This window comes from Methylorubrum populi (assembly GCA_036946625.1).
GTDB classification, from domain to species: Bacteria; Pseudomonadota; Alphaproteobacteria; order Rhizobiales; family Beijerinckiaceae; genus Methylobacterium; species Methylobacterium populi_C.
Map to the genome: position 1 here is coordinate 270,681 of JAQIIU010000001.1, position 21,780 is coordinate 292,460.

The following is a 21,780-nucleotide window of genomic DNA, read 5'->3' on the forward strand; positions in this document are numbered from 1 at the left end:
CTAGCTTGCTTACCGCACCCGCCCCACGTGATGAAACGGCATGCTGCAAGAGCTGCGCCCGAGTGGAAATATCGAACATATTAGGATAAAATCACAAAGGCACATTATTTTCTCTCAATATTTCTCTCAATGTCTTTCGATCTGTTTTACCAAAACTGTTGGTTGGGAGTGTCGGCAGGATAAATATCTCAGAAGGGATGTAGATGCGCGCAAGTTTCTGGCCGACGAAGGTTTTCAAGTCCGCCGCATCGACCTCGACGTCAGATTTCAAAACCACGAAAGCGACCGGAATCTCTCCGAGATCGGCGTGCGGGGCGCCGACGACGCAGCAGTCGTGGACCGCCGGGTGAGTGACGAGGTGTCGTTCGATCAAGGCCGGTGAGATATTTTCGCCGCCGCGGATGATGACGTCCTTGATCCGGCCGGTGATCGCGAGAAAGCCGTCCGCATCGAAGCGCCCGAGATCACCCGTTCGCAGCCAGCCGTCGATGATCGGCTGCTCGCTGCTTCCGATGTAACCCGCCATCAGAACCGGGCCGGAGATGCGGATCTCGCCCTCGCTGCCTTCGGCGGCTTCCGCGTTCGTGACGGGATCGAACAGGCGTACCGTCTGTCCGGCGAGCACGGTTCCGATCGTGCCGATCCTGCGGTTGCCGGGTGGATTCATGGTCGAGGTGCAAGTCGCCTCCGAGAGGCCGTAGGAGACGACGAGCGGGACACCGAAGGCGTCCTCGATCTGGCGATGCAGCGTCGGCGTGATCGGCGCGGAACCGCAACGCAGGAAGCGCAGGGCCGGGAAGCGCTCACTCTCCGTCAGATGCGGCAGCATCCGGGCGAAGATCGTCGGCACGCCGGTCATGTAGGTCGGCCGATCGCGGCGCAGAGCCTCGATCGCCGTCTCGGGTTTGAAGCGGTCCAGCAGGATCACGCTCGCGCCCGCGAGGAATGGCGCGATGAGCTGATTGTTCACGCCGTTGGTGTGGTAGAGCGGCATGACGTGCAGGAGCCGATCCTCCGGCCCGGTTCCGGTGTGGTGCAGGACACCTTCGGCATTGCAGATCAGGGCACCGTGGCGCAGGAGCACGCCCTTCGGCCGGCCGGTGCTGCCCGAGGTGAACAGCAGCATCGCATCGTCTTCGCGGCCGAGGCGATCGTCGCCGTAGGCCCCTTCGATCGCCAGATCCTCGAGCGGGCGCAGTGAAAGATCCGGCGATGCCGCCTGCGCGAAGCGCTCGGCATGGTTCGCATCGACGAGAAGATGGCGCATCCCGACCGTCTGCGCCTGCTCGGCGAAAGCCGCCGGTGCGAGACCCGGATCGACGAAGCAGACACAAGCTCCCGCCTGCATCGCGCCGAAATAGGCGGCGATCGCCACCGCCGACTTCCCCGCGACGAGGCCGACCTTGTCGCCGCGCGTCACGCCCCAGGCGTGCACGCCCGCGGCGGAGCGATCGATGCGCCGACCGAGTTCGGCGTAAGTCACGGGCTCCGGGCCGTCGATCGCCAGACGTCCGGCCCGCGCATGCCCCGCGATCGCTGCGCGCAGGCGCCCGCTGATCGAATCCGTCATCGCCCGGCTCCTCCCAACAAGATTTTTCTGATGTCAGCGCAGTCGGATCGCGCCGTCGCGCTCGAACCGCCCTTCCGGATCGAGCGCGGTCAGCGCCTCGGTCTCGGCTTGCGTCGGCCGGGCGGTCGGCTCCGCGCCGTCGCTGTCGAAGGCGAAGCCCGTCCGCGCACGCACCTCGTCGAGACTCGCCTCGGGATGCCAGGAGGACAGGACGAGCCGGCCGTCGCGCTTCGTGAACACGGCGATCGGCGTCACCACCCCGTGCATGCCGCCGGAGGCGGTGACGAAATCGAGGGTCTCGACGAGGGTGCGGCGTGAATGCTCGGTCCGCCACGTCACCGCCCGCCGGGCGGTCGGCAGCATCACCGCGCCGCCGCCGCCGCCGGGCAGCCGCACCTTCGGCGCGTGCCAGTCGCCGATGCAGGAGACGTTGGTGCGGCCCGCGCCGTCGACCTGCGCCGCGCCGAGAAAGCAGAGGTCCATCTTCCCCCGGGTGCAGAGGTCGTAGAAATCCTCGTTGGCGAAGATCGCGCGCGAGCCCTCGGCCAGGACCGGATCGGAGGAGGAGATCGGCACCGTCGACGGGGTCGGATCCACGCCGCCGGCGACGTTGATGTAGGTGAAGGCGAAGGGGTAGGCCCGCTTGGCGAGCAGGCAGGCCAGCATGGGCAGCGCCGAGTTGACGCCGCTGAAGGTGATCTCGTTGGGCCGCACGAAGCGGGCGAGGTTCGTGACGATGTAGGAGAAGCCGGACCACTCAGACATGAGCCGCCTCCCGCGTCGCAGGAGCCGTCGTGGGGGCCGTTTCGGGCGCCATGGCGAGATGGGCTTCGAGCACGCCGGGGGCCGCCTCCATGTAGGCCTCGACCGCCGGGTAATCGACGGCGTAGTGCGGCCAGCACGAGCCCGGCCACGCCCCGTTGGGGACGATGCTGACGGCCTCGACGAGGAAGTGGGGGACGAGCGTCAGTTCCGGCTGACCGCTGAACGAGGCGCGCGGGGCGATCGCCTCGGCCACGACGAGGACCCGCTTGGCCGAGCGGCTCATGATCCGGTCCCAGTGCGAGGTGCCGTAGACGCGCACGTCCCCGGCCTCGCTGACCTCGTTGGCGTGGATCACCGCGAAGTCCGGCTCGATCTTCGGGATGACGTAGACGGGCTCGCCTTGTCCGTAGGGGTCTTCGAGCATTGTCCAGCCGTTGAGTGCGGGCAGGTCCGAGCCGTGGATGCCGCCGCAGGGCATGAACGGCACGCCGAAGGCGGCCGCGCGCAGGCCCGCGGTCAGGCTCGCGCAGGCATGCTCTTCGAGCCGGATCGCGCCGGTCTCGACCGCCTTCCGGTACCAGGGGGCGAGGCCGAAATTGCCCTCCATCGCGACGATGCCGGCGCGGGCCCGGCCGAGGGCGCCGGCCCGGCACAGGATGTCGATGTCGTAGCCCGGCGACTGCTTGATCACCTCCAGGTCCTTGCGACCCTGACGGATCAGTTCGCGCACCAGGGCGAAGGGCCCGCGGTGCAGGAAGCTGCCCCCGAGCGCGAGGGAGCTGCCGTCGGACACGCGCGCGGCGAGATCCGCCAGCGGGACGATCTTCGAGGTTCCGATACTCAACGGACGGTCTCCCGAGCGAATGGGTGTCAGGCGCGGTAGGCGCGGATGCGCTCCTTCAGCCCTAGCCGTAAACAACGCGCAGGGCTGGGAAGCGGGACATCCCGCCGGTTTCCCGACGGTTCCGGGACGCCTTCCGTCCAGGGGTACCAGGCAACGAGGAGCACCCGCGTATCCGTGGAATGTCTTCGGCCGGTCCCCGGGCCACCGCCGCGAGCGTGACCGCGAAGCCCGGGCCTCGGGACTCGTCAGGTCCTGGGCAATCCGTTCCGCGACGCCGGACCGCATCGGCGCGAAGCCATGACATGGACCCGTAGAGATGTCGGCATTCTCGGGCTTGGCCATTCAAGGACCGTTCCATTGACCCGGCCGCCATGCTGGAGCCAGGGCGGCCGGCCAACCTCGCATCGACATCTCGCCAGGGCGCGAGCGTCCGGGTGGCGGACCGCGGGCTCCCAATCTAAGCTTGAGCGAAACGGGGAGGCGGATGCGCAAGTAGATCAATGGCGAAGGCTGATCACCACCGGAACGCGCTCCGCATCCTGTTCATCCTGACACGGGGAAGCCGTCCAGCACCTGAGGCAGGGGTCGAGGGGTTCGACCGCGTTTTCACCGGCGAGAGCCGTGTCCACGCCCTCGATTTCTGGATGCGCTACCCCGACTACCTTGCCGATGAGTTGCTGACCCTGTTTGAGGCGACCGGCGATCCATCCCACCTCGACGAAGCACGTCGGATCTTCGACCGCGACGAGCCGGACCTGCGAAGGGTCCCGATGATGCGGTTCTATTTCGGCGCCTACGAGCCGCTCGACACGGTGCTAACATTACAGTTGCGTTTTTGGCGAGGTTCTGACTCCATGCGGCACCATGATTCGTGCATCATGGACGCCGGGGGCCTCGATTGAGGCGACGCTGGAGCTCTGGGCCTCTTCGCTGCGGGAGGTGAAGGGACGCATGCGCCCGCTGTTTTCTCAGGAGCGGGTGGCGGCCTCGGCGGGAGCATTCCTGGACGGACTGCTCGGCGCGGAGCGGCGCAAGACCAGTTGGATGCGGGCGGAAGCTGCGGGCGATCCCGGGCCCTGGCGTCAGCAGGCCGTGCTCGGTCGCGGACGCTGGGATGCCGACGCCCTGCGCGACGTCGTGCGGGACTATGCCCTGGAAACCCTGGCCGACCCGGACGCGGTTCTGGTTCTCGACGAGACTGGCTTTCTCAAGCAGGGCAAAGCCTCGTGCGGTGTGCATCGCCAGTACACCGGCTCGGCCGGAAAGATCACGAACTGTCAGATCGGCGTGTTCGCGGCTTACGCCTCGCACCACGGTCACGCGTTCATCGATCGGGCCTTGTACCTGCCCAAGACCTGGACCTCGGATCCGGCCCGGCTGGCCGCCGCCCACGTGCCGGAGGGGACGAGCTTTTCGACCAAGCCGGGATTGGCTCTAACGATGATCGAGCGGGCGATGACCGCCGACGTGCCGTTCTCCTGGGTTGCGGCCGACACCGTCTATGGGGTCGGCGACATCGAGATGGCTCTACGGCGCGCGGGCAAGGGCTACGTGCTCGGGGTCAAGACCGATCACCTGTTCAATTCCTGGGTCGGCAAGCCGCTGGTGGCCGGCACCGCCGAGGCGATCGCGAACGGCCTCGCTCCGACGGCCTGGACGCGCCTGTCGGCGGGCGAGGGCACGAAGGGCGCGCGGCTGTACGACTGGGCTTACTGCGAGTTGGCCGACCTCGACGGTGCCGACTACGATCAGGCCGGCCTGTGGACGCGCGGCCTGCTGATCCGCCGTAGCCTGACTGACGGCGAGCGGGCGTACTTCACGACGTGGTGCCCGGCCGGCACGTCGGTCGCGACCCTGGCGACGGTCGAGGGCCAGCGTTGGACGATCGAGGACGCGTTCGAGACGGCCAAGACCGAACTTGGGCTCGCTCATAATGAGACCCGTTCCTGGCACGGCTGGCACCGGCACGTCAGCTTGGTGATGATGGCCTTCGCCCTGCTGGCCGTAATCCGCCATCACGCCAACGCGCCGCCCCCAAAAAGACGGGCGCGGCCGAGACCGCCCGCGCGCTGATCCGCTGGTCGGTCCAGGAGATCCGCCGCATCGCGGTGCGGCTGGCACAGCGGCGCATCCAGCCCGCTCACGTCATCGCATGGTCGCTCTGGCGACGGGCGCATCAGGCGACCGCCCGAAACGCCCATCTCAAACGCCGTGCGTCAGCCGACAGGGGACGTCAACGGCGTAAGCCCAGCACAATGAACAGCAAGCAAAAATGCTTTAAAACGCAACTGTAATGCTAGTGGTCTGAGTTGGAAGTTTCCCGACTTTTTGATCGGGGTGTAGGCTTCGTCGTGTCTGAGGGGAGGCGCCGATGTCCCGCGGACCGAAGACGGCCGCCGTCGTGCTGACGGATGAAGAGCGTTCAGAGTTGCAGCGCTTGGTCCGGCGGCGCGGCGCGGGTCAGGCCGCCGTGATGCGGGCGCGCATCGTGCTGACGGCAGATGCTGAACCTCAGGCGACGAACCGGGCAATCGCCGTACGACTCGGGATCAGCCGGCAGAGCGTGATTACGTGGCGGCAGCGCTTCCTGGCGCATCGCCTGGAAGGGTTGGTGGACGCGCCTCGCAGTGGGGCGCCGCGGCAGGTCGGCGACGAGGTCGTCGAGGCGCTGATCGTACGCACGCTGGAGACGCAGCCCGTGGGGGCGACGCATTGGTCGACGCGCGCCATGGCCCGGCAGGTCGGCATGAGCCAGACCATGGTCTCGCGCATCTGGCGTGCCTTCGGGCTCCAACCCCACCGCGCCGAGACCTTCAAGCTGTCGCGCGATCCCGCCTTCGACAAGGTGCGCGACGTGGTTGGCCTCTACCTCAACCCACCGGATCGGGCGCTCGTGCTGTGCGTCGACGAGAAGCCGCAGATCCAGGCTGTCGAGGGCACCGCGCCGGTGCTGCCCATGCGCCCCGGCCAAGTCGAGCGCCGCAGCCACGACTACAAGCGCCACGGCACCACGGATCTGTTTGCCGCCCTCGACGTGAAGGCGGGCACGATCATCGGCGCCTGCAAGGGCCGCCACCGCGCGAGCGAGTTCCGCTCCTTCCTCGATCAGGTCGAGGCCGCGGTGCCCGTCGATCTCGACGTCCACGTGGTGCTCGACAATGCCGCCACCCACAAGACGCGCCTCGTGCACGACTGGCTCGTCAAGCGTCCACGCTGGCACCTGCACTTCACTCCGACCTCGGCATCCTGGCTCAACATGGTCGAAGGCTGGTTCGCTCTGCTGACGCGGCGCTGCCTGCAGCGGGGCGCCTTCGCCAGCACCGACGCCCTCAAGGCGGCGATCCACGCCTACATCGATCACACCAACGCCGAGCCGAAGCCGTTCGCCTGGACGAAGTCCGCCGATGACATCCTCGCCAACGTCAAACGCTTCTGCCAACGAACTTCCAACTCAGACCACTAGGAGCTTCGTGCGGATGCCGCCGACGGATCGGGCCGGGGCCGCGATGAGTATCGCGGCAGCTGCGCGAACGGCGGCGTCGAGAGCAGCTTCCTGTTCTTGCGCGCGAGTGAGATCGCAGGCACGGGCACCGCGTGCCCAAGCTTGCTGCCGACGAAGCAGGACCTGCTGCAGGCGGTAGCGCCGCCGGCCCGGGGACGTACTGCGCGACTCGGCGTCCGCAGTGCCGGCTCTGGCCGGCTGCGCGCTGCTCGGGCTCACCGTCGAGCGCCTGCTGGTGCGCCCCTTCGTGGTGCGCAACTCCGACGCGTGGCTCCTGGCTCCTGGCGACGGTGGCTGGCGGCATCATCCTCGCCTACGACAGCGCCCGCCTGACGCCGGAGGCGCGCATCCAGCTCGAACCGCTGGGGCAGGCCCTGCGGGCGCCGGAACTCGCCGGCCACCGCTTCCTCATCGCCGGCCACACCGACGCGGCCGGGGGGGCTTGCCTACACCGTCTTCCTCGGGCTCGCCCTGATCGCCTACGCCGCCGTCGGCCTCGCGGCCCTGCGCCTGCACGTGCCGCCCGCCGCGGAGCGCTGGCTCGGGCCGCTCGTCGGCGCCGTGACCGGGCTGGTGACGGCCGCCACCGCCGTCTCCTCCTTCCCGTCCGCGCCCTATCTCGGGGCGCTGGGCCTGACCAAGGACGACCTGATCCAGGCGCTCGGCCTGTCCTTCACCGTCTCCACCGTGGCGCTCGCCGTCGCCCTGGCGGGCGGGGGTGCCCTCTCGCTGACCATGGCGGGCGTCTCCCTCCTCGCCCTCGTCCCGGCGGGGCTCGGCATGGTGCTCGGCGCCTGGGTGCGGGGCCGGGTCAGCAAGGCGGTGTTCCGCCGCTGCTTCTTCCTCGGCCTGATGGGCCTCGGGCTGCATCTCGCCCTGCGGCCACTGTTCTGAAGGGCCGGGGCGCGGCCGTTTACGGCTCGACCTTCCGCAGTTCCAAGCTGACGCCGATATCGGGATCGCGCCGCCAGCGCCCCTCCCCGACCGCCACGAGGTTCACCGCGTGGCCGCGCCGGGCCTTGAGGGTCAGGTGGCCGTTGGCGAAGCGCCAGCTCACGGGATCGAACACCGTGATCCCGCTGTCGCGGCAATCCGGCAGCATCCGCACGGCGGCCTTGTCCCGCTCGGTCTCGGTGGGTGCCGCGAGTTCGAGGCGGCAGACATCCTTCCGCGCGGCCCGGTCGAGGGCGTAGAGGCCGGGCGCCGGCCCGTCCGGCACCGGGGGCGTCGCCGGGACCGCCGCACCGGCCTCGGCCGCGACCGGGGTCGGCCGGCCCGCCCCGGCGGCCGGGGATGCCGGGGGCGGCTGCATCGCCGCGATCCGCAGGGGCACGAGATTGTAGCGCTCGCCGTTCTCAGCCGTGGCGCCGAGGCTCATCCCGTCCGCGTTCTTCGTGAAGGCGAGCAGCGGCCGCGCGTCGCGATCGACGAGGCGGAGGCCCTCGCTGGTGAACAGCCAGCCGGTGATGCCGGCCATGAGCGGCAGGGCCCGGCGGCAGCCGGCGGGAAAGCGCGCCGCACGCCCGCTCGGGCTGGCATCCATCGACAGGGTCAGCACGCAGCGCCGCATCCCGCCCTCCCGGGCGAGGTCCCAGGTGCCCGCCGCGCCCGCCAGGGTTTCGGGCAGCGCCGCGAGGCCGCCCGGCGCGGGCGCGGTCTCGGCCGGAGCGGGTGCGTCGGCCGGTACGTCCGGGCCCGGCACGGACGGGGTCTCCTGCGCGCGGGCGGTGCCCGCCGCCAGCGCGAGGACGGCCAGCGCGCCCGCAACCGCCATGCGCCTCATCGCTCGCCCCTTTCTCATCGGCCGTTCCAGGGCGTCTCCGGCACCGGGGTCACCGGTCCCTTGCCGTCGAACCAGGACAACACATTGTCGGTCATCAGCCGCCCCATCGCGTCGCGGGTGTGGTGCGAGCCCGAGCCGACATGCGGCAGCAGCACGGTCTGATCGAGGGCGATGAGCTCCTGCGGCACGTGCGGCTCGTTCGCGAACACGTCGAGCCCGGCGCCGTGGATCGTTCCCGCCTTCAGGGCGGCGATCAGCGCCGCCTCGTCGATCACGCTGCCGCGGGCGATGTTGACGACGATGCCCTCGGGCCCGAGCGCCGCCAGCACCGCCGCATCGACGAGCCCGCGCGTGCCCGGCCCGCCGGGCGCCGCCACGATCAGCACGTCGACCGCCGCGGCGAGCCCGCGCGGGCTGTCGTGGTAGGCGTAAGGCACGTCGCCCTGCGGCGTGCGGCCGTGATAGGCGATTCTCACGCCGAAGCCTTCGAGCCGCCGGGCGATCGCCCGCCCGATCCGTCCGAGCCCGAGGAGGCCGACCCGGCGTTCCCGCAGGCTCGTGGTGAGCGGGAAGCTGCCCTTCGGCCAGTGCCCCGCCCGCAGGTAGCGATCGGCCTGCGGAATGCGGCGCAGGGTGGCGAGCAGCAGGCCGAGCGCGAGGTCGGCGACCTCGTCGGAGAGCACGTCCGGCGTGTTGGTGACGACGATGCCGCGGCGAGCGGCCTCCGCCGCGTCGATGGTGTCGTAGCCGACGCCGAAGCTCGCCACGAGTTCGAGCCGCGGCAGCCGGTCGAACAGGCGTGCATCGATCGGCGACATCGCCCCGACCGCGAGCGCCCGGACGCGCGGGCCCACGCCGTCGAGGAACGCCTCCCGGTCGGGCGCCTCCTCGAGCCGGTGCAGGCGGAAGCGCTCGGCGAGCCGTCCGGTCACGTCGGGGCGGGTCTGACGGATCAGCAGGATCTCGGGCGTCTCGATCTCGGGCGTCTCGGCTGGCGGCACCGGTTCACGGCCTCCGGGTGACGAACAATGGGCGACGAACAGTGGATGGAGGCCGGAGTAATGCCGCGCCGCGCCCCGGTCCAGCCGGCGGTCGCGGCCGGAGCGAGCGTGCGGCCAAAGTGTCATGTGCGCAGGGCGATCGCTCGAAGCCGCGTCCGTGGCTTCGCGGCGCGAGGAGCGCCGCGCGGAGCGAGAGCCTGAGCCCGCGGAGGCGGGCGCCGGCGACCGAGGCCTGCGAAGAAATCAGGGCGAACGTTTCAGGCGATCGCCCTGGTCATCTGCGCTGCCGCCCTTCCGAAATCGCCGGAGGCGCATTACACAAGGGCCTCTTCCGGATCATCCCCGCGATCCGGCCGCAGGCTTTCGCGGTCCGGCGGGGCCGTTTCCGTGACGGAGCCCTCGAATCCCTCAAGACAGCCGCACCATGCCCGCGCCGCGCACCCTCTACGACAAGATCTGGGACGACCACGTCGTCGATGTTCAGCCGGACGGCTCCGCCCTCCTCTACATCGACCGCCACCTCGTGCACGAGGTGACGAGCCCCCAGGCCTTCGAGGGGCTTCGGGTCGCCGGCCGCACGGTGCGCGCGCCGAACAAGACGCTGGCGGTGGTCGACCACAACGTCCAGACCTCGGACCGCTCCAAGGGCATCGAGGATCCCGAGAGCCGCACGCAGCTCGAAGCGCTGGCCGAGAACGTGCGCGACTTCGGCATCGAGTTCTACGACGCCCTCGACCGGCGCCAGGGCATCGTCCACATCATCGGGCCGGAGCAGGGCTTCACCCTGCCGGGCCAGACGATCGTGTGCGGCGACAGCCACACCTCGACCCACGGCGCCTTCGGCGCGCTCGCCCAAGGCATCGGCACCTCGGAGGTCGAGCACGTGCTCGCCACGCAGACGCTGATCCAGCGGAAAGCGCGGAACATGCGGGTGACCGTCGACGGCACCCTGCCGCCGGGGGTCAGCGCCAAGGACATCGTCCTGGCGATCATCGGCGAGATCGGCACCGCCGGCGGCACCGGCCACGTCATCGAATATGCCGGAGAGGCGATCCGCGCCCTCTCGATGGAGGGGCGGATGACGGTCTGCAACATGTCGATCGAGGGCGGCGCGCGCGCCGGCATGGTCGCCCCCGACGCGACGACCTACGCCTACGTCGCGGATCGGCCGAAGGCGCCGAAGGGTGCGGCCTTCGACGCCGCCCGGCGCTACTGGGAGAGTCTGGCCACCGACGAGGGCGCGCATTTCGACCGCGAGATCCGTCTCGACGCTGCCCATCTCCCGCCTCTCGTCTCCTGGGGCACCTCGCCGGAGGACATCGTCTCGATCCTCGGCACCGTGCCCGATCCGGCGCAGATCGCCGACGAGAACAAGCGCCAGTCGAAGGAGAAGGCCCTGGCCTATATGGGCCTGACGCCGGGCACGCGGATGACCGACATCACCCTCGACCGGGTGTTCATCGGCTCCTGCACCAACGGCCGCATCGAGGATCTGCGGATCGTCGCCAGGATGGTCGAGGGCCGCAAGGTCCATGACGGCGTCTCGGCGATGGTGGTGCCGGGCTCGGGCCTGGTGAAGGCGCAGGCCGAGGCCGAGGGCATCGACCGCATCCTGAAGGCGGCCGGCTTCGACTGGCGCGAGCCCGGCTGCTCGATGTGCCTCGGCATGAACCCGGACAAGCTGCGCCCGGGCGAGCGCTGCGCCTCGACCTCGAACCGCAACTTCGAGGGCCGCCAGGGTCCGCGCGGGCGCACCCACCTCGTCTCCCCGGCGATGGCGGCGGCGGCGGCGGTGGCCGGCCGCTTCGTCGATATCCGCGAGTGGCGCAACTGAGCGAGACCCTCTTCCCGGTGCGCGGGTGTTGCCCGCGCAGCGCGGGCCGGGCAGCCCCGTGATTTTTTGCTGGCCGGCGATCGAAACAGCGATTGACGCCTTCGCCGCCGCCCCCTAAACGGACCCCATCGCCGACCGGACACGGCCCGGCGCCCAGGTGGCGGAATTGGTAGACGCGCTGGTTTCAGGTACCAGTCTCGCAAGAGGTGAAGGTTCGAGTCCTTTCCTGGGCACCATCAGCCGGCTAAGCCGCTGATCCGCAACGAGCATCTGATTTTGAAGGGTGATTCGGAGCCTACCTGTTCAACAGGTATGTTCAACACGCCCCTTCGGATACCGCGTCCGATGAAGCGCCAGTGCTGTAGCCATCTTGCGGAGTGGAGTTGGTGTGGCGATTGTCCTGTCGGTTGAGGGCAGGAGGCTGCCATGCACAAACGCTATCGAGTGACGCTCACGGTTGAGGAGCGGTCCGCTCTGGATCGTCTGATCTCGCGGGGCAAAGCCGCGGCACGCAGACTGGGCCATGCGCGGATTTCTGCTGACGGATGCCGCGGAGACCCGGCTGGACCGACGCGCAGGTGGCGGACGCCGTGCGGGTGAGCGTGCGAAACGTGGAGCGGGTGCGGCGGCGCTTCGTCGAGGAAGGGCTTGAGGCGGCCTTGCATCCCAAGCCGTCGAGCCGCTCTACGAACGCAAGCTGGACGGGGCGGGCAAGGCGCGGCTGGTTGCGCTGGCCTGCTCGACCCCGCCGCAAGTGCGCGGGCGCTGGAGCCTGCGATTGCTCGTCGACGAGGTGGTCGCGCTGGAAGAGCGGCCCCGCCTGAGCCGCGAGACGATCCGGCGGACCTTGGGGAAAAAACCAGCTCAAGCCGCATCTGCGCAAGATGTGGTGCATCCCGCCTGAGCAGTCGGCGGCGTTCGTGAGCCACATGGAAGACGTTCTGAACGTCTACCAGCGTCCCGTCGAGCCGCGCCGCCCGCTGGTGTGCCTGGACGAGACCAGCCTGCAATTGATCGGTGAGGTGCGTCAGCCCCGGCCCGTCCGGCGCGGGCGGCCGGCGCGCTACGACAGCGATATATCCGCCGCGGCACCGCCAACCTGTTCATCGCCTTCGATCCGCTGGCCGGGCAACGGGTGGTCAAGGTCACCGAGCGGCGCTGCCGGGGCGACTTCGCCCACTTCGTGCGCGATCTCGTCGATGGCCCCTATGCCCGACCGCTCTGAGTCGGTCGGGGTTCCTGGCGAGACGTGATCTGCTTCCCTGTCGGCCTTCGACAGGAGGATCAATGGCGTCACCGTTGTCATCGGATCGCGCCCTGGATGGCCACGGCTTCGCCTCGCAATGACACAGGACAGGCCGAACTCATCAATCTGAGGTTGTGTCAGAGACTTGGCGCATCGTTTCGAAAGCCGGAGGCCGCCCTCGGAGCGATGCATTATATTGCGCCGCACAACGATGTGCCCCTGCGCACTTCGCGGCGCACCATGACAACCCATGTCTCCTGCAGCCGGAGAGCGGGGCCCGCACGCGGCGGGCTCCCGCCTCCGACATCCCGCTGACGCCTGCCAGGAGGCACACCCCCCATGACCTCTCGTCTTTCCCGCTCCGCCGTCTTCGCTGCCACCTTCGCGACCCTCGGCCTCGCCGCCGGCGGCGCGCTGACCCAAAGCGCCCTGGCCCAGGCGGCCCTCCCGGCGCCGATGTCGCCGCCGGCCGCGGCGAGCCTCGGTTACACCGCGAGTCCGCTCGACGGGCAGGGCTACGCCGTCGCCCCGCGCGAGCCGCTCACGGTGATGGGCACGACCGGCGGCATCGAGCCGAAGCAGCCCGAGGCCACCGGCTCGATCAGCCGGCACCCGATCCGGGCGCCGCGGGCCCGGGCGCACTGACCCGCCTCAGGCCGGCCCCCGCGAGCGCCGCCGCCAGATCGGCGGGCTCGACGGAGAAGTCGTGCAGGTGCACGGGCCAATCCGAGGCCGTGCGCGGGCCGAACACCGCGCGGTAATCCCCGCCGCGGGCCGCCGCGAGTTCGGCGTAGAACGGGTCCTCCCAGCCCTCGGGCACGAGGTGGAGGATCGGGGTGCCGGGCGCGCAGAACACCGTGTTGGCCATGCCCGCCCCGGCGATGCCGACCACGAACTCGGCCCGCGCGAACCGCACCGCCTGCTGCCGCACGCTGGCGAGTTCCGGGTCGAACGCCTCGAAGCCGAGGCCGCGCAGCAGGGCGAGCACCGCCTCGCGGTTGGCGAGCGCCCGGCCCCGCCCCGGATGCCGGTCGACGAACAGGCGCCGCCCCGCGCCGCCCCGCGCGAGGGCCTTCACCCCGGCGAGCCAGCGCGGCAGGCGCGTTTGCGCCCGCACCCGGTCGGCGAGGAAGCGCAGCGCCTCCGGCGATTTTCCCGTGCTCGGCAGGCTGCAGGGCGTGACGTGGTGCAGGCGCGCGAAGCGGTAGCTCCTGTCCCGGTCGAGGAAGCGGACCGAGACGCCGGACCCGTTGCCGAGGAGCAGCGCGATCGAACGCCGCCGGGCCGCGTCGAGATGCGGGAAATAGCCGACCAGCGCCACCGTGACCGGCACGCCCGGATGATGCCGGCGCAGCAGCGCCAGCGCGCGCAGGCGAGGCAGGTCGTCGATCAGCCAGTGCCCGTAATTGAACGAGCCCGCCGAGTTGAGGAGGAAGACGAGCCCGCCCTCCTCCCCGACCGTCTCGTCGGCATGCGAAAAGTCGGGGCCGGGCCCGGCCACCACGTGCCGCTCCTGCGGCCGGTAGGTCTCGAACAGCACCTGCGGCCGGCCGTCCTCGATCGCGTAGAGCGCGTTGCCCGAAAGCCGGACGTCGCGCGTCTCGCACAGCAGCGCCGGCGGCCCCGGCGGGCGCGGGGCGGCGAGCGCCGCGCCCTGCTTCGCCCGGAAGGCGGCATCGCCGCCGAAGAGCTGCGGCGGCTTCGGCACGAAGCCGGGACATCCGGAAAACACCGTGCCGAGCACCCGCGTGGTCGGGCTCACCCGCCGCCGCAGCCGGTCGAGCAGCGCGGGCTCGCCCGCGAAACCGCCATCGCGATAGAGCCGGTCCGCGTCGCAGGTGAGGACGAGGTTGTCCTCGATCAGCCGGGCGAGCGCCGCGGCTTCGTCCGTCTCCTGCAAACCCGTCGTCCGCAAGCCCATCGTCCGCAAGCCCTTGGCCCTCTTGCACTGCCGTCCCGGCGCAGCCCTCGGGATCGGGGAAGCGGGTAGCACATCGCCGCGGCCGGGGCCTGCCTTCTCCGCACCGGCCCCAGGGCCATCGCTTCAAGCGATGGCCCTGGGGTTTTTTGCAAGCCTCGGACGCCGGCGCCCGCGTCCGCGGGCTCAGGCTTTCGCTCTGCTCGACGCTTTTCAGGACGAACGTCCTGAAAAGCCCGCTCCGCGCGGCGCTCTTGGTCGTGTCCCTTGGCGCCGCGAAACCGCTCACGCGGCTTCGAGCGATGGCCCTGGCACCGGCCCCTTCGGCCGCCGGTTGCTTTGAACCGCTCCGGACCTGTAGGGGAGCCACGGGCCGTCGGCGGTGGGTGCGCCGAGGCACGGCACCGTGTTCACGACCGCTCGGGACGCCCGAGGAAGGATCGAATCTGGTGTCGGACGCGGCGACCGATCACATCCATGTCGGCAAGGACGGCTGGCTGTTCGTCGTCGCCGGCAGCAACAACGTCATCGCCCAGTTCAACGAATCGGGCTTCATGGCCCACCAGACCGAGCTGTGGCGCCGGCTCGTCGTCGCCCGTGCGGAAAAGGCGCGCGGGCTCGGCATCGCCTACCGCCACGTCGTCGTCCCGGAAAAGCTCTGCATCTACGAGACCTTCGTCGACGGGATCGCGCTCGACCACCGCCTCTCGCCCGCCCGCCGCCTGGTCCACGGCCTGCCGCGCCGCCGCCCGCTCGCGTGGATCGGGGCGCGGATCGGGGATCGGCGCACCACGCGCGCCCTGCGGCGGGTCTGCGTCGATCTCGTCGAACCGATGCGGCGCGCGCGCGACCGCGAAAACCTGTTCTACCGCACCGACAGCCACTGGACCTTCGCCGGCTGCCACCTCGCCTATCGCGAGATCTGCCGCAGCGTGCGCGCCGCGCCCTGCCCCGACCTCGCCGGGCGCGGCGCCCGCGAGACCGAGATGTCCGGCGATCTCGGCGGCCGGTTCGACCCGCCCCGGACCGAACAGGCGCTCATCCACGACATCCAGCGCGACGCGGTGCGCGCCTATGCCAGCCCCGTCGTGGCGGCGCGGGAGGCGGCGGGCCGGGCCGACACGCTCCATGTCGGCTCGCACGTGATCTACCGCAACGGGACGGCGCGGGACCGGCGGCGCCTCGTCCTGTTCGGCGATTCCTATTCGCACTTCGCGCCGCTGATGCTGACGATCATGCTCGCCGAGACGTTTGCCGAGGTGCACTTCGTCTGGAGCGCGTCGATCGACTGGACCTACGTGGAACGGGTCCGGCCCGACATCGTGCTGACCGAGATCGCCGAGCGCTTCATGTTCCGCGTGCCCGACGACCGGTTCGACCTCGAGGATTACGCCGCCGAACGGTTCGGGGAGGCGGCGGTGGGCGGCACGGCGGACTGACGACGACGGGAGGCCTCAAGCCGGTCTCGCCTCTCCGTCAGCGCCGCGATCCAGCGGCGCGACCTCTCCGGATCGGGCGGTGCCCCGGATGGTTTGGCCTCGCCATGACGGAAACGGTCTCAGAACAGCTCGCCCTGCACGGCCTCCGCCTTCGCCGGAGCCTCTTGCTCGGCAGGTCGCGCCGGCGCCACCGGCTCGGGCAGGCCGGCGTCGTCGTTGCGCACGCTGTTGACCCGGTCGCCGACGGGATCGAGCCGCAGCCAGTCGTCGGGGCAGGGCCGGCAGAGGCGGGCCGCCTCGGGCGCGTCCACCGACGCGTCGAGCCACGGCTCGATCGCCTCCGGCGCCAGGATCGCCGGCATGCGCTCGTGGATCGCGCTCAGGCTGCCGTTGGCCGAGCAGGTGACGATGGAAGCGGTGTCGACCTCCGCGCCGTCCGCCCCCATCCAGGGCTCCCACAGGCCGGCGAGCGCCATCGGCGCCCCGTCCGCCCGGCGCACGGCGAACGGCGTCTTCGTCGCGGCCTTGCCCGTCCCGTCGCGGCGCCACTCGTAGAAACCGTCGGCGAGGAAGACGCAGCGGCGGCGGCGCAGCGCCCCGCGAAAGGCCGGCTTCCCGGCCGCCGTCTCGATCCGGGCGTTGAACAGGACGGGAAAGCCCGACGGGTCCTTGAGCCAAGCCGGCCACAGGCCCCAGCGCATCAGCCGGAAACGCCGCTCGCCGCCCTCGCGCACCACCACGGGCACCGGCTGGGTCGGCGCCACGTTGAAGCGGCCGGGAAAGTTCGGCTGCTCGGGGTAGCCGTAGAAGGCGCGGTAGACCTCCGGCGGCCGGCCGATGAAGAAGCGCCCGCACATGGGTGCGATATGGGCGCGGCGGCAGAGCGGGATCAAGCGGCGCGGAGTCTTGGCCTTAGGTCAACTCGAAATTTTGATTGGGTGTTCGCAGCCCGTTCCTATATACGGCTGATCGGAGGATGGACCCATGTCAGCGCCCTACCAAGCAACCGACATCGCGGCTTGGTTTCTCGGCAACATCGACCGGGATGCCGGCGACTCGATCACGCACCTGAAGCTTCAAAAGCTTGTCTATTATGCACAGGCTTGGTCGCTTGCCCTTCGTGATGAGCCATTGTTCGATGAGGAGTTGCAGGCCTGGGCGCATGGTCCCGTGGCCGAGTCCGTTTATCAGACATATCGCGGAGCAGGCTGGGATGCTTTGCCTCCCCCCAAAGTCATGCCCGTGATGGACAGAGAGATGGATGACTTTCTTTCCTCCATTCTGGCAACTTATGGCGATTTTTCGGCGAAGCATCTCGAAAGCATGACTCATGCCGAACAGCCCTGGATTGAGGCTCGCAAGGGCTTGCCGCCAGAGGCTAGATCAAACAAGCCGATTCGCAAGAACGTAATGTCAATTTATTATAGAGATTTGTATAATCAGGCTGAGAAGAATGAGAATGTCACGGCGGAAACTGCTTGATAAAGTTGCAAAACAGCAGTCAAAAAACAGCGAAGACAAAAATGTAAATCTAAAAATCCGAGAAGCTGCGCTGCTGAGCCTATCAGAAAATTCGGATGACGACACGGCCTACATCAATCTAAAATACTATCGCCATGAGCATCAGTGTCTATCGGAATGGGATGCCGATCAGCTCAGAGCATTTAGCGCATTTTGTCGCAAAATAACTCAATTTAGATGGATCGAAATATACAAAACAGGAGGCAAGGTCGGCAGCAAGACAGGCCTCGGCTACACAGTTCATAAGGACAGGGCTGTTTTGCCGGCTGCTCCCGAACTGGATAACATCAGCCCTGACCTGACGTGGTTCGAGCTACGGGTTACCAACGAAGCGCGAGTGCATGGCTTTCGATGCAAGAGCGCCTTCTTTCTTGTGTTTTTGGATCGGCTGCATCAGGTGTATCCGGGCTGAGCCTGACCGGGTTCCATTTTGCAGCAGAGCTCCCCAGCGCCCCGGCTCCCGTTTTGTCGCAACCCGCATGCGCCGAACCGGTATCCACATCCGCGCCCGAGCGCCCTACCTTGGCGCCCATGACCACCCCCGCGACGGCGACCGCTCCCGAGCCCGTCCTGCAGGTGCGCGCCGTGCCGGGCATGGCCCGGTTCGACGCGGCCGAGTGGGACGCGCTCGCCACCTCCCCCGAGACGCTGAGCGCCGGCGACGAGACCTTCAACCCGTTCACCTGCCACGCCTTCCTCTCGGCGCTGGAGGAATCGGCGTGCGTCTCCCGCCGCACCGGCTGGCTGCCGCTGCACGTGCGCGTCGAGCGCGCGGGAAAACTCGTCGGGGCCGCGCCCTGCTATCTCAAGTCCCACAGCCAGGGCGAGTACGTGTTCGACCACGGCTGGGCCGACGCCTACGAGCGGGCCGGGGGCAGCTACTACCCGAAGCTCCAGGTCAGCGTGCCCTTCACGCCCGTGACGGGCCCCCGCTTCCTGATCGCCCCGGGGGAAGATCCCGACACCGCCGCGGCCGCGATCGTCGCCGGGCTTCGCGCCCTGCGGGGCCAGACGGAGGCTTCCTCGATCCACGTCACCTTCATGCGCGGGCGCGAGGCCGAGCAGGCGGAAGCGCTGGGAATGCTGCCGCGGATGGACCAGCAGTTCCACTGGGAGAACCGGGGCTACGCCACCTTCGACGACTTCCTGGGGGCGCTCGCCTCGCGCAAGCGCAAGGCGATCAAGCGGGAGCGGCGCGAGGCCCTGAGCGCAGGCATCACGGTCGCGCGCAAGACCGGCGCCGACATCACCGAAGCCGATTGGGACGCGTTCTACGCGTTCTATCAGGACACCGGCGCCCGCAAATGGGGCCGGCCCTACCTCAACCGAAAGTTCTTCTCGCTGATCGGCGAGCGGATGGCGGATCGCATCCTGCTCGTCATCGCCCGGAACGGGGCCGAAAACCGGGAGACGCCGATCGCCGGCGCCATCAACTTCATCGGCGACGTCGCGCTCTACGGGCGCAACTGGGGCTGCATCGAGGATCACCCCTTCCTGCATTTCGAGGTGTGCTACTATCAGGCCATCGATTTTGCGATTCACCGCAGGCTGAAGCGGGTCGAGGCGGGCGCGCAGGGCGAGCACAAGATCGCCCGCGGCTACCGCCCGGTGCCGATGCACTCGGCCCACGACATCGCCGATCCGGCGCTGGCCCGCGCGGTGTCGGAATACCTGGGGCGGGAGCGCGGCCATGTCCACGCGGCGATCGCCGCGTACGAGCGGATGTCGCCGTTCCGCCAGAGCTGCGAGGAGCCCGAAGCATGAGCCCGATCGACCGTATCCGCGCTTTCGCGGACGAATTGACCGCCCTGCGGCGGGATCTCCACGCCCATCCCGAGCTCGGCTTCGAGGAGACCCGCACCTCGGGCGTCGTCGCCGAGCACCTGGAGAGGTTCGGCATCGAGGTGCACCGGGGCCTGGGCAAGACCGGCGTGGTCGGCGTGCTCCGGGGCCGCCCGGGCCAGCGCCGGATCGGGCTTCGCGCCGACATGGACGCCCTGCCGATCACCGAGGAGACCAACCTCCCCTACCGCTCGACCGTGCCCGGCAAGATGCACGCCTGCGGGCATGACGGGCACACCACCATGCTGCTCGGCGCCGCCCGCTACCTCGCCGAGACCCGCGACTTCGACGGCACCGCCGTGTTCGTGTTCCAGCCGGCGGAGGAGGGCTTGGGGGGAGCCCGCGCCATGATCGCCGACGGCCTGTTCGAAAGGTTCCCCGTCGACGAGATCTACGCGCTCCACAACGCGCCGCACGGGCCGCACGGCGTGCTTCAGGTGCGACCCGGCCCGATCATGGCGGCGGCCGATTTCTTCGACATCCGCATCACCGGCCGCGGCGCGCACGCGGCGATGCCGCACCAGGGCATCGACCCGATCGTGGTCGCCACGGGGCTGGCGCAGGCGATGCAGTCGATCGTCAGCCGCAACAGCGATCCGCTGAAATCCGCGGTCGTCTCGATCACGCAGATCCATGCGGGCGCGGCCTACAACGTCATTCCCGAGGGCGCCCATCTGACCGGCACCGTGCGCACCTTCGACGCGGATCTGCGCCGGCTGATCGCCACCCGCATCCGCGAACTGGCGGCGGGCTTCGCCGCGGCCTACGGCGCCGCCATCGAGGTGGACCTGCGCGACGTGTTCTCGGTGCTCGACAATCACCCCGAGCAGGCGGCGGCCGCGGTCGAGGTCGCGACCGAGCTGTTCGGCTCCGAAAAGGTCGAGGCGAACACCGTGCCGCGCATGGGCAGCGAGGATTTCGCCGACATGGTCGCGGCGGTGCCCGGCGCCTATGCCTGGCTCGGCGCCACGCCGGGGCCGGGCCTGCACAATGCCGGCTTCGACTTCGACGACAGCCTGATCCCGCTGGGCGCCGCCTATCTGGCGCGGATGGTGGAGCGGCGCGCGGCGGCGTGACGCGACGACCCCGGCATGCGAGGAGAGGGGCCCCGGGCGGATCGGACGCCTTTTCATACGGTTTGCTGTCGATCGCTTCGGACTTTGCCGGACTCCGTCATCGCGAGCGTCAGCGAAGCGGTCCAGCGGCGCGACCTTTCCGGAGAGGTCGCGGACTGGATGGCTTCGGCTTCGCCTCGCCATGACGAGGAGAGACCGAAGCCATCCAGTGGACGCCTTTTCACACGATCGACACGGCGTCGTTCGGTTTCGGCAGCAAGGAACGGGATGCGCGCCCCGCGCCATCCGGTCAGGGTCACCGCATCCCCTTTCCCCCGGAGGAGCCCCATGCTCGCCGAACCCGAGACCGTCCCGTCCCATGAATCCCCGCTCACCGAGGCACGAATGCGCGCGGCGGTCGCGGCGCGCGACGCCGGCTTCGACGGGCGCTTCGTCTATGCCGTGCGCTCCACGGGCGTCTATTGCCGGCCGAGCTGCCCGTCGCGGGCGGCGCGGCCGGAGAACCTCAGCTTCCACGCCGGCATCGCCGAGGCGGAACGGGCCGGCTTCCGGCCCTGCCGCCGCTGCCGGCCGGACGAGGCCGCGGCCTCCGAACGCCACGCCGAGGCCGTGACCCGCGCCTGCCGGCTGATCGCGGCGGCCGAGACGCCGCCCTCCCTCGACGCGCTCGCCCGCGCGGCGTCCTTGAGCCCGTTCCACTTCCACCGGATCTTCAAGGCGGTCACCGGCGTGACGCCCCGGGCCTATGCGCAGGCCCACCGGGCGGGGCGGGCCGCCGACAGCCTCGCGCAGGGCCGCACCGTGACGGAGAGCGTCTACGCCGCCGGCTACGGCGCGCCGAGCCGGTTCTACGCCGGCGCCGCCGAGCGGCTCGGCATGAGCCCGTCGGCCTACCGCCGGGGCGGCGCGGGCGAGCGGATCGTCTTCGCGACGAGCCCCTGCGCGCTCGGCCTCGTGCTGGTGGCCGCGACCGCGCGGGGCCTCTGCGCGATCCTGCTCGGCGACGCGGCGGACGCGCTCCGGGGCGAACTCGGGGCGCGCTTCCCGCGGGCGGAGATCGTGGCCGGAGAAGCGGATTTCGCGGCGACGGTGGCGCAGGTCGTGCGCCTCGTCGAGGCGCCGGGGGCCGCCTTCGACCTGCCGCTCGACATCGGCGGCACCGCCTTCCAGCAACGGGTCTGGCAGGCCCTGCGCCGCATCCCGGCGGGCGCCACCGCGACCTATGCCGAGATCGCCCGCGCCATCGGCGAGCCGGCGGCGGTGCGTGCGGTGGCCATGGCCTGCGGCGCCAACCGGATCGCGGTGGCGATCCCCTGCCACCGGGTGGTGCGCTCGGACGGGGCGCTCTCCGGCTACCGCTGGGGCACGGCGCGCAAGGCGGAACTGCTCGCCCGCGAGGGGGTGAAGCGGTAGCGCCTCGTCCGGGACGATGCGCGGCG

The 21,780-nt window shown here is 69.8% G+C and carries 21 protein-coding genes, 1 tRNA gene and 1 pseudogene; 14 read left to right on the forward strand and 9 right to left on the reverse strand.

What is annotated here, in order from left to right; translation table 11 throughout:
* Positions 1 to 91: 91 nt before the first annotated feature.
* Genes PGN25_01340 through PGN25_01350 form a run of 3 tightly spaced genes read right to left on the reverse strand, consistent with a single transcriptional unit; the run spans position 92 to position 3,179 of the window.
* A complete protein-coding gene (locus tag PGN25_01340; protein MEH3116293.1) occupies positions 92 to 1,570 on the reverse strand; it encodes a class I adenylate-forming enzyme family protein in 1,479 nt (492 codons plus the stop codon).
* Between the two features lie 33 nt (positions 1,571 to 1,603).
* The gene (locus tag PGN25_01345) at positions 1,604 to 2,335 is read right to left on the reverse strand and encodes a glutaconate CoA-transferase (GenBank protein MEH3116294.1); all 732 of its coding nucleotides are present in this window, start codon (positions 2,333 to 2,335) and stop codon (positions 1,604 to 1,606) included.
* Positions 2,328 to 3,179 carry a CoA transferase subunit A gene (locus PGN25_01350; protein MEH3116295.1) on the reverse strand — a complete coding sequence of 284 codons (852 nt, stop codon included), beginning with the start codon at positions 3,177 to 3,179 and terminating at the stop codon, positions 2,328 to 2,330. The genes PGN25_01345 and PGN25_01350 overlap by 8 nt, the downstream gene beginning before the upstream one ends.
* A 500-nt stretch (positions 3,180 to 3,679) precedes the next feature.
* Between PGN25_01350 and PGN25_01355 the strand changes: the two genes are divergently transcribed.
* The 4 genes and pseudogenes from PGN25_01355 to PGN25_01370 all read left to right on the forward strand — a co-directional run bounded on the left by PGN25_01355 (position 3,680) and on the right by PGN25_01370 (position 7,575).
* The gene (locus tag PGN25_01355; GenBank protein MEH3116296.1) at positions 3,680 to 4,081 is read left to right on the forward strand and encodes a hypothetical protein; all 402 of its coding nucleotides are present in this window, start codon (positions 3,680 to 3,682) and stop codon (positions 4,079 to 4,081) included.
* Positions 4,044 to 5,252, forward strand: a complete 1,209-nt coding sequence (locus tag PGN25_01360) for an IS701 family transposase (GenBank protein MEH3116297.1) — start codon at positions 4,044 to 4,046, stop codon at positions 5,250 to 5,252. Before PGN25_01355 ends, PGN25_01360 begins: the two co-directional genes overlap by 38 nt.
* Before the next feature lie 298 nt (positions 5,253 to 5,550).
* The gene (locus PGN25_01365; protein MEH3116298.1) at positions 5,551 to 6,642 is read left to right on the forward strand and encodes an IS630 family transposase; all 1,092 of its coding nucleotides are present in this window, start codon (positions 5,551 to 5,553) and stop codon (positions 6,640 to 6,642) included.
* Between the two features lie 495 nt (positions 6,643 to 7,137).
* Positions 7,138 to 7,575: pseudogene (locus PGN25_01370) on the forward strand (TSUP family transporter).
* A gap of 19 nt (positions 7,576 to 7,594) precedes the next feature.
* On the opposite strand, the gene PGN25_01375 reads toward PGN25_01370, so the two are convergent.
* Entirely contained in the window at positions 7,595 to 8,464 is an 870-nt protein-coding gene (locus tag PGN25_01375) for an AprI/Inh family metalloprotease inhibitor (GenBank protein MEH3116299.1), read from the reverse strand.
* A 14-nt stretch (positions 8,465 to 8,478) separates the two neighbouring features.
* Positions 8,479 to 9,465, reverse strand: a complete 987-nt coding sequence (locus PGN25_01380; GenBank protein MEH3116300.1) for a 2-hydroxyacid dehydrogenase — start codon at positions 9,463 to 9,465, stop codon at positions 8,479 to 8,481.
* A 424-nt stretch (positions 9,466 to 9,889) separates the two neighbouring features.
* Here PGN25_01380 and leuC point away from each other — a divergent pair, with 424 nt between their 5' ends.
* From leuC to PGN25_01395, 3 genes are all read left to right on the forward strand, one after another.
* Positions 9,890 to 11,299 (forward strand): 3-isopropylmalate dehydratase large subunit, encoded by a 1,410-nt coding sequence (gene leuC / locus PGN25_01385; protein MEH3116301.1) that lies wholly within the window; start codon positions 9,890 to 9,892, stop codon positions 11,297 to 11,299.
* Between the two features lie 151 nt (positions 11,300 to 11,450).
* Positions 11,451 to 11,535: transfer RNA gene (locus PGN25_01390), tRNA-Leu, on the forward strand.
* Between the two features lie 542 nt (positions 11,536 to 12,077).
* The gene (locus tag PGN25_01395; GenBank protein ID MEH3116302.1) at positions 12,078 to 12,203 is read left to right on the forward strand and encodes a hypothetical protein; all 126 of its coding nucleotides are present in this window, start codon (positions 12,078 to 12,080) and stop codon (positions 12,201 to 12,203) included.
* A 159-nt stretch (positions 12,204 to 12,362) separates the two neighbouring features.
* Here PGN25_01395 and PGN25_01400 read toward each other — a convergent pair whose 3' ends face one another.
* The gene (locus tag PGN25_01400; GenBank protein MEH3116303.1) at positions 12,363 to 12,596 is read right to left on the reverse strand and encodes a hypothetical protein; all 234 of its coding nucleotides are present in this window, start codon (positions 12,594 to 12,596) and stop codon (positions 12,363 to 12,365) included.
* Between the two features lie 288 nt (positions 12,597 to 12,884).
* Here PGN25_01400 and PGN25_01405 point away from each other — a divergent pair, with 288 nt between their 5' ends.
* Positions 12,885 to 13,190, forward strand: coding sequence for a hypothetical protein (locus tag PGN25_01405; protein MEH3116304.1), 306 nt, complete (start codon positions 12,885 to 12,887; stop codon positions 13,188 to 13,190).
* On the opposite strand, the gene PGN25_01410 is transcribed toward PGN25_01405, so the two are convergent.
* On the reverse strand, positions 13,147 to 14,445 hold the full coding sequence (locus tag PGN25_01410; GenBank protein MEH3116305.1) for a glycosyltransferase family 61 protein: 1,299 nt from the start codon (positions 14,443 to 14,445) through the stop codon (positions 13,147 to 13,149). The two genes, PGN25_01405 and PGN25_01410, sit on opposite strands and share 44 nt — an antisense overlap.
* A 467-nt stretch (positions 14,446 to 14,912) precedes the next feature.
* On the opposite strand from PGN25_01410, the gene PGN25_01415 reads away from it, so the two are divergent.
* On the forward strand, positions 14,913 to 15,902 hold the full coding sequence (locus PGN25_01415; protein ID MEH3116306.1) for a hypothetical protein: 990 nt from the start codon (positions 14,913 to 14,915) through the stop codon (positions 15,900 to 15,902).
* Positions 15,903 to 16,021: 119 nt separating this feature from the next.
* Here the strand turns inward: PGN25_01415 and PGN25_01420 are convergent, their stop codons facing one another.
* The gene (locus PGN25_01420; GenBank protein ID MEH3116307.1) at positions 16,022 to 16,759 is read right to left on the reverse strand and encodes an SOS response-associated peptidase; all 738 of its coding nucleotides are present in this window, start codon (positions 16,757 to 16,759) and stop codon (positions 16,022 to 16,024) included.
* Between the two features lie 127 nt (positions 16,760 to 16,886).
* Here PGN25_01420 and PGN25_01425 point away from each other — a divergent pair, with 127 nt between their 5' ends.
* The 4 genes from PGN25_01425 (at position 16,887) to PGN25_01440 (ending at position 20,341) form a co-directional block, all read left to right on the forward strand.
* Positions 16,887 to 17,384 carry a DUF4065 domain-containing protein gene (locus PGN25_01425; protein ID MEH3116308.1) on the forward strand — a complete coding sequence of 166 codons (498 nt, stop codon included), beginning with the start codon at positions 16,887 to 16,889 and terminating at the stop codon, positions 17,382 to 17,384.
* The gene (locus PGN25_01430; GenBank protein ID MEH3116309.1) at positions 17,362 to 17,835 is read left to right on the forward strand and encodes a hypothetical protein; all 474 of its coding nucleotides are present in this window, start codon (positions 17,362 to 17,364) and stop codon (positions 17,833 to 17,835) included. The genes PGN25_01425 and PGN25_01430 overlap by 23 nt, the downstream gene beginning before the upstream one ends.
* A 119-nt stretch (positions 17,836 to 17,954) precedes the next feature.
* The gene (locus PGN25_01435; GenBank protein MEH3116310.1) at positions 17,955 to 19,187 is read left to right on the forward strand and encodes a GNAT family N-acetyltransferase; all 1,233 of its coding nucleotides are present in this window, start codon (positions 17,955 to 17,957) and stop codon (positions 19,185 to 19,187) included.
* Positions 19,184 to 20,341 (forward strand): M20 family metallopeptidase, encoded by a 1,158-nt coding sequence (locus PGN25_01440; GenBank protein ID MEH3116311.1) that lies wholly within the window; start codon positions 19,184 to 19,186, stop codon positions 20,339 to 20,341. Before PGN25_01435 ends, PGN25_01440 begins: the two co-directional genes overlap by 4 nt.
* A 53-nt stretch (positions 20,342 to 20,394) precedes the next feature.
* Here PGN25_01440 and PGN25_01445 read toward each other — a convergent pair whose 3' ends face one another.
* On the reverse strand, positions 20,395 to 20,640 hold the full coding sequence (locus tag PGN25_01445) for a hypothetical protein (protein MEH3116312.1): 246 nt from the start codon (positions 20,638 to 20,640) through the stop codon (positions 20,395 to 20,397).
* Between the two features lie 28 nt (positions 20,641 to 20,668).
* Between PGN25_01445 and ada the strand changes: the two genes are divergently transcribed.
* Positions 20,669 to 21,754 (forward strand): bifunctional DNA-binding transcriptional regulator/O6-methylguanine-DNA methyltransferase Ada, encoded by a 1,086-nt coding sequence (gene ada / locus PGN25_01450; protein ID MEH3116313.1) that lies wholly within the window; start codon positions 20,669 to 20,671, stop codon positions 21,752 to 21,754.
* Positions 21,755 to 21,780 lie beyond the last annotated feature (26 nt).

Bases quoted from the DNA above. Each gene is read 5' to 3' on its own strand.
- PGN25_01340 (MEH3116293.1), bottom strand. From the start codon at position 1,570: ATGACGGATTCGATCAGCGGGCGCCTGCGCGCAGCGATCGCGGGGCAT.
- PGN25_01345 (MEH3116294.1), bottom strand. From the start codon at position 2,335: ATGTCTGAGTGGTCCGGCTTCTCCTACATCGTCACGAACCTCGCCCGC.
- PGN25_01355 (MEH3116296.1), top strand. From the start codon at position 3,680: ATGGCGAAGGCTGATCACCACCGGAACGCGCTCCGCATCCTGTTCATC.
- PGN25_01360 (MEH3116297.1), top strand. From the start codon at position 4,044: ATGATTCGTGCATCATGGACGCCGGGGGCCTCGATTGAGGCGACGCTG.
- PGN25_01365 (MEH3116298.1), top strand. From the start codon at position 5,551: ATGTCCCGCGGACCGAAGACGGCCGCCGTCGTGCTGACGGATGAAGAG.
- PGN25_01375 (MEH3116299.1), bottom strand. From the start codon at position 8,464: ATGAGGCGCATGGCGGTTGCGGGCGCGCTGGCCGTCCTCGCGCTGGCG.
- leuC (MEH3116301.1), top strand. From the start codon at position 9,890: ATGCCCGCGCCGCGCACCCTCTACGACAAGATCTGGGACGACCACGTC.
- PGN25_01405 (MEH3116304.1), top strand. From the start codon at position 12,885: ATGACCTCTCGTCTTTCCCGCTCCGCCGTCTTCGCTGCCACCTTCGCG.
- PGN25_01420 (MEH3116307.1), bottom strand. From the start codon at position 16,759: ATGTGCGGGCGCTTCTTCATCGGCCGGCCGCCGGAGGTCTACCGCGCC.
- PGN25_01425 (MEH3116308.1), top strand. From the start codon at position 16,887: ATGTCAGCGCCCTACCAAGCAACCGACATCGCGGCTTGGTTTCTCGGC.
- PGN25_01430 (MEH3116309.1), top strand. From the start codon at position 17,362: ATGTCACGGCGGAAACTGCTTGATAAAGTTGCAAAACAGCAGTCAAAA.
- PGN25_01435 (MEH3116310.1), top strand. From the start codon at position 17,955: ATGACCACCCCCGCGACGGCGACCGCTCCCGAGCCCGTCCTGCAGGTG.
- PGN25_01440 (MEH3116311.1), top strand. From the start codon at position 19,184: ATGAGCCCGATCGACCGTATCCGCGCTTTCGCGGACGAATTGACCGCC.
- ada (MEH3116313.1), top strand. From the start codon at position 20,669: ATGCTCGCCGAACCCGAGACCGTCCCGTCCCATGAATCCCCGCTCACC.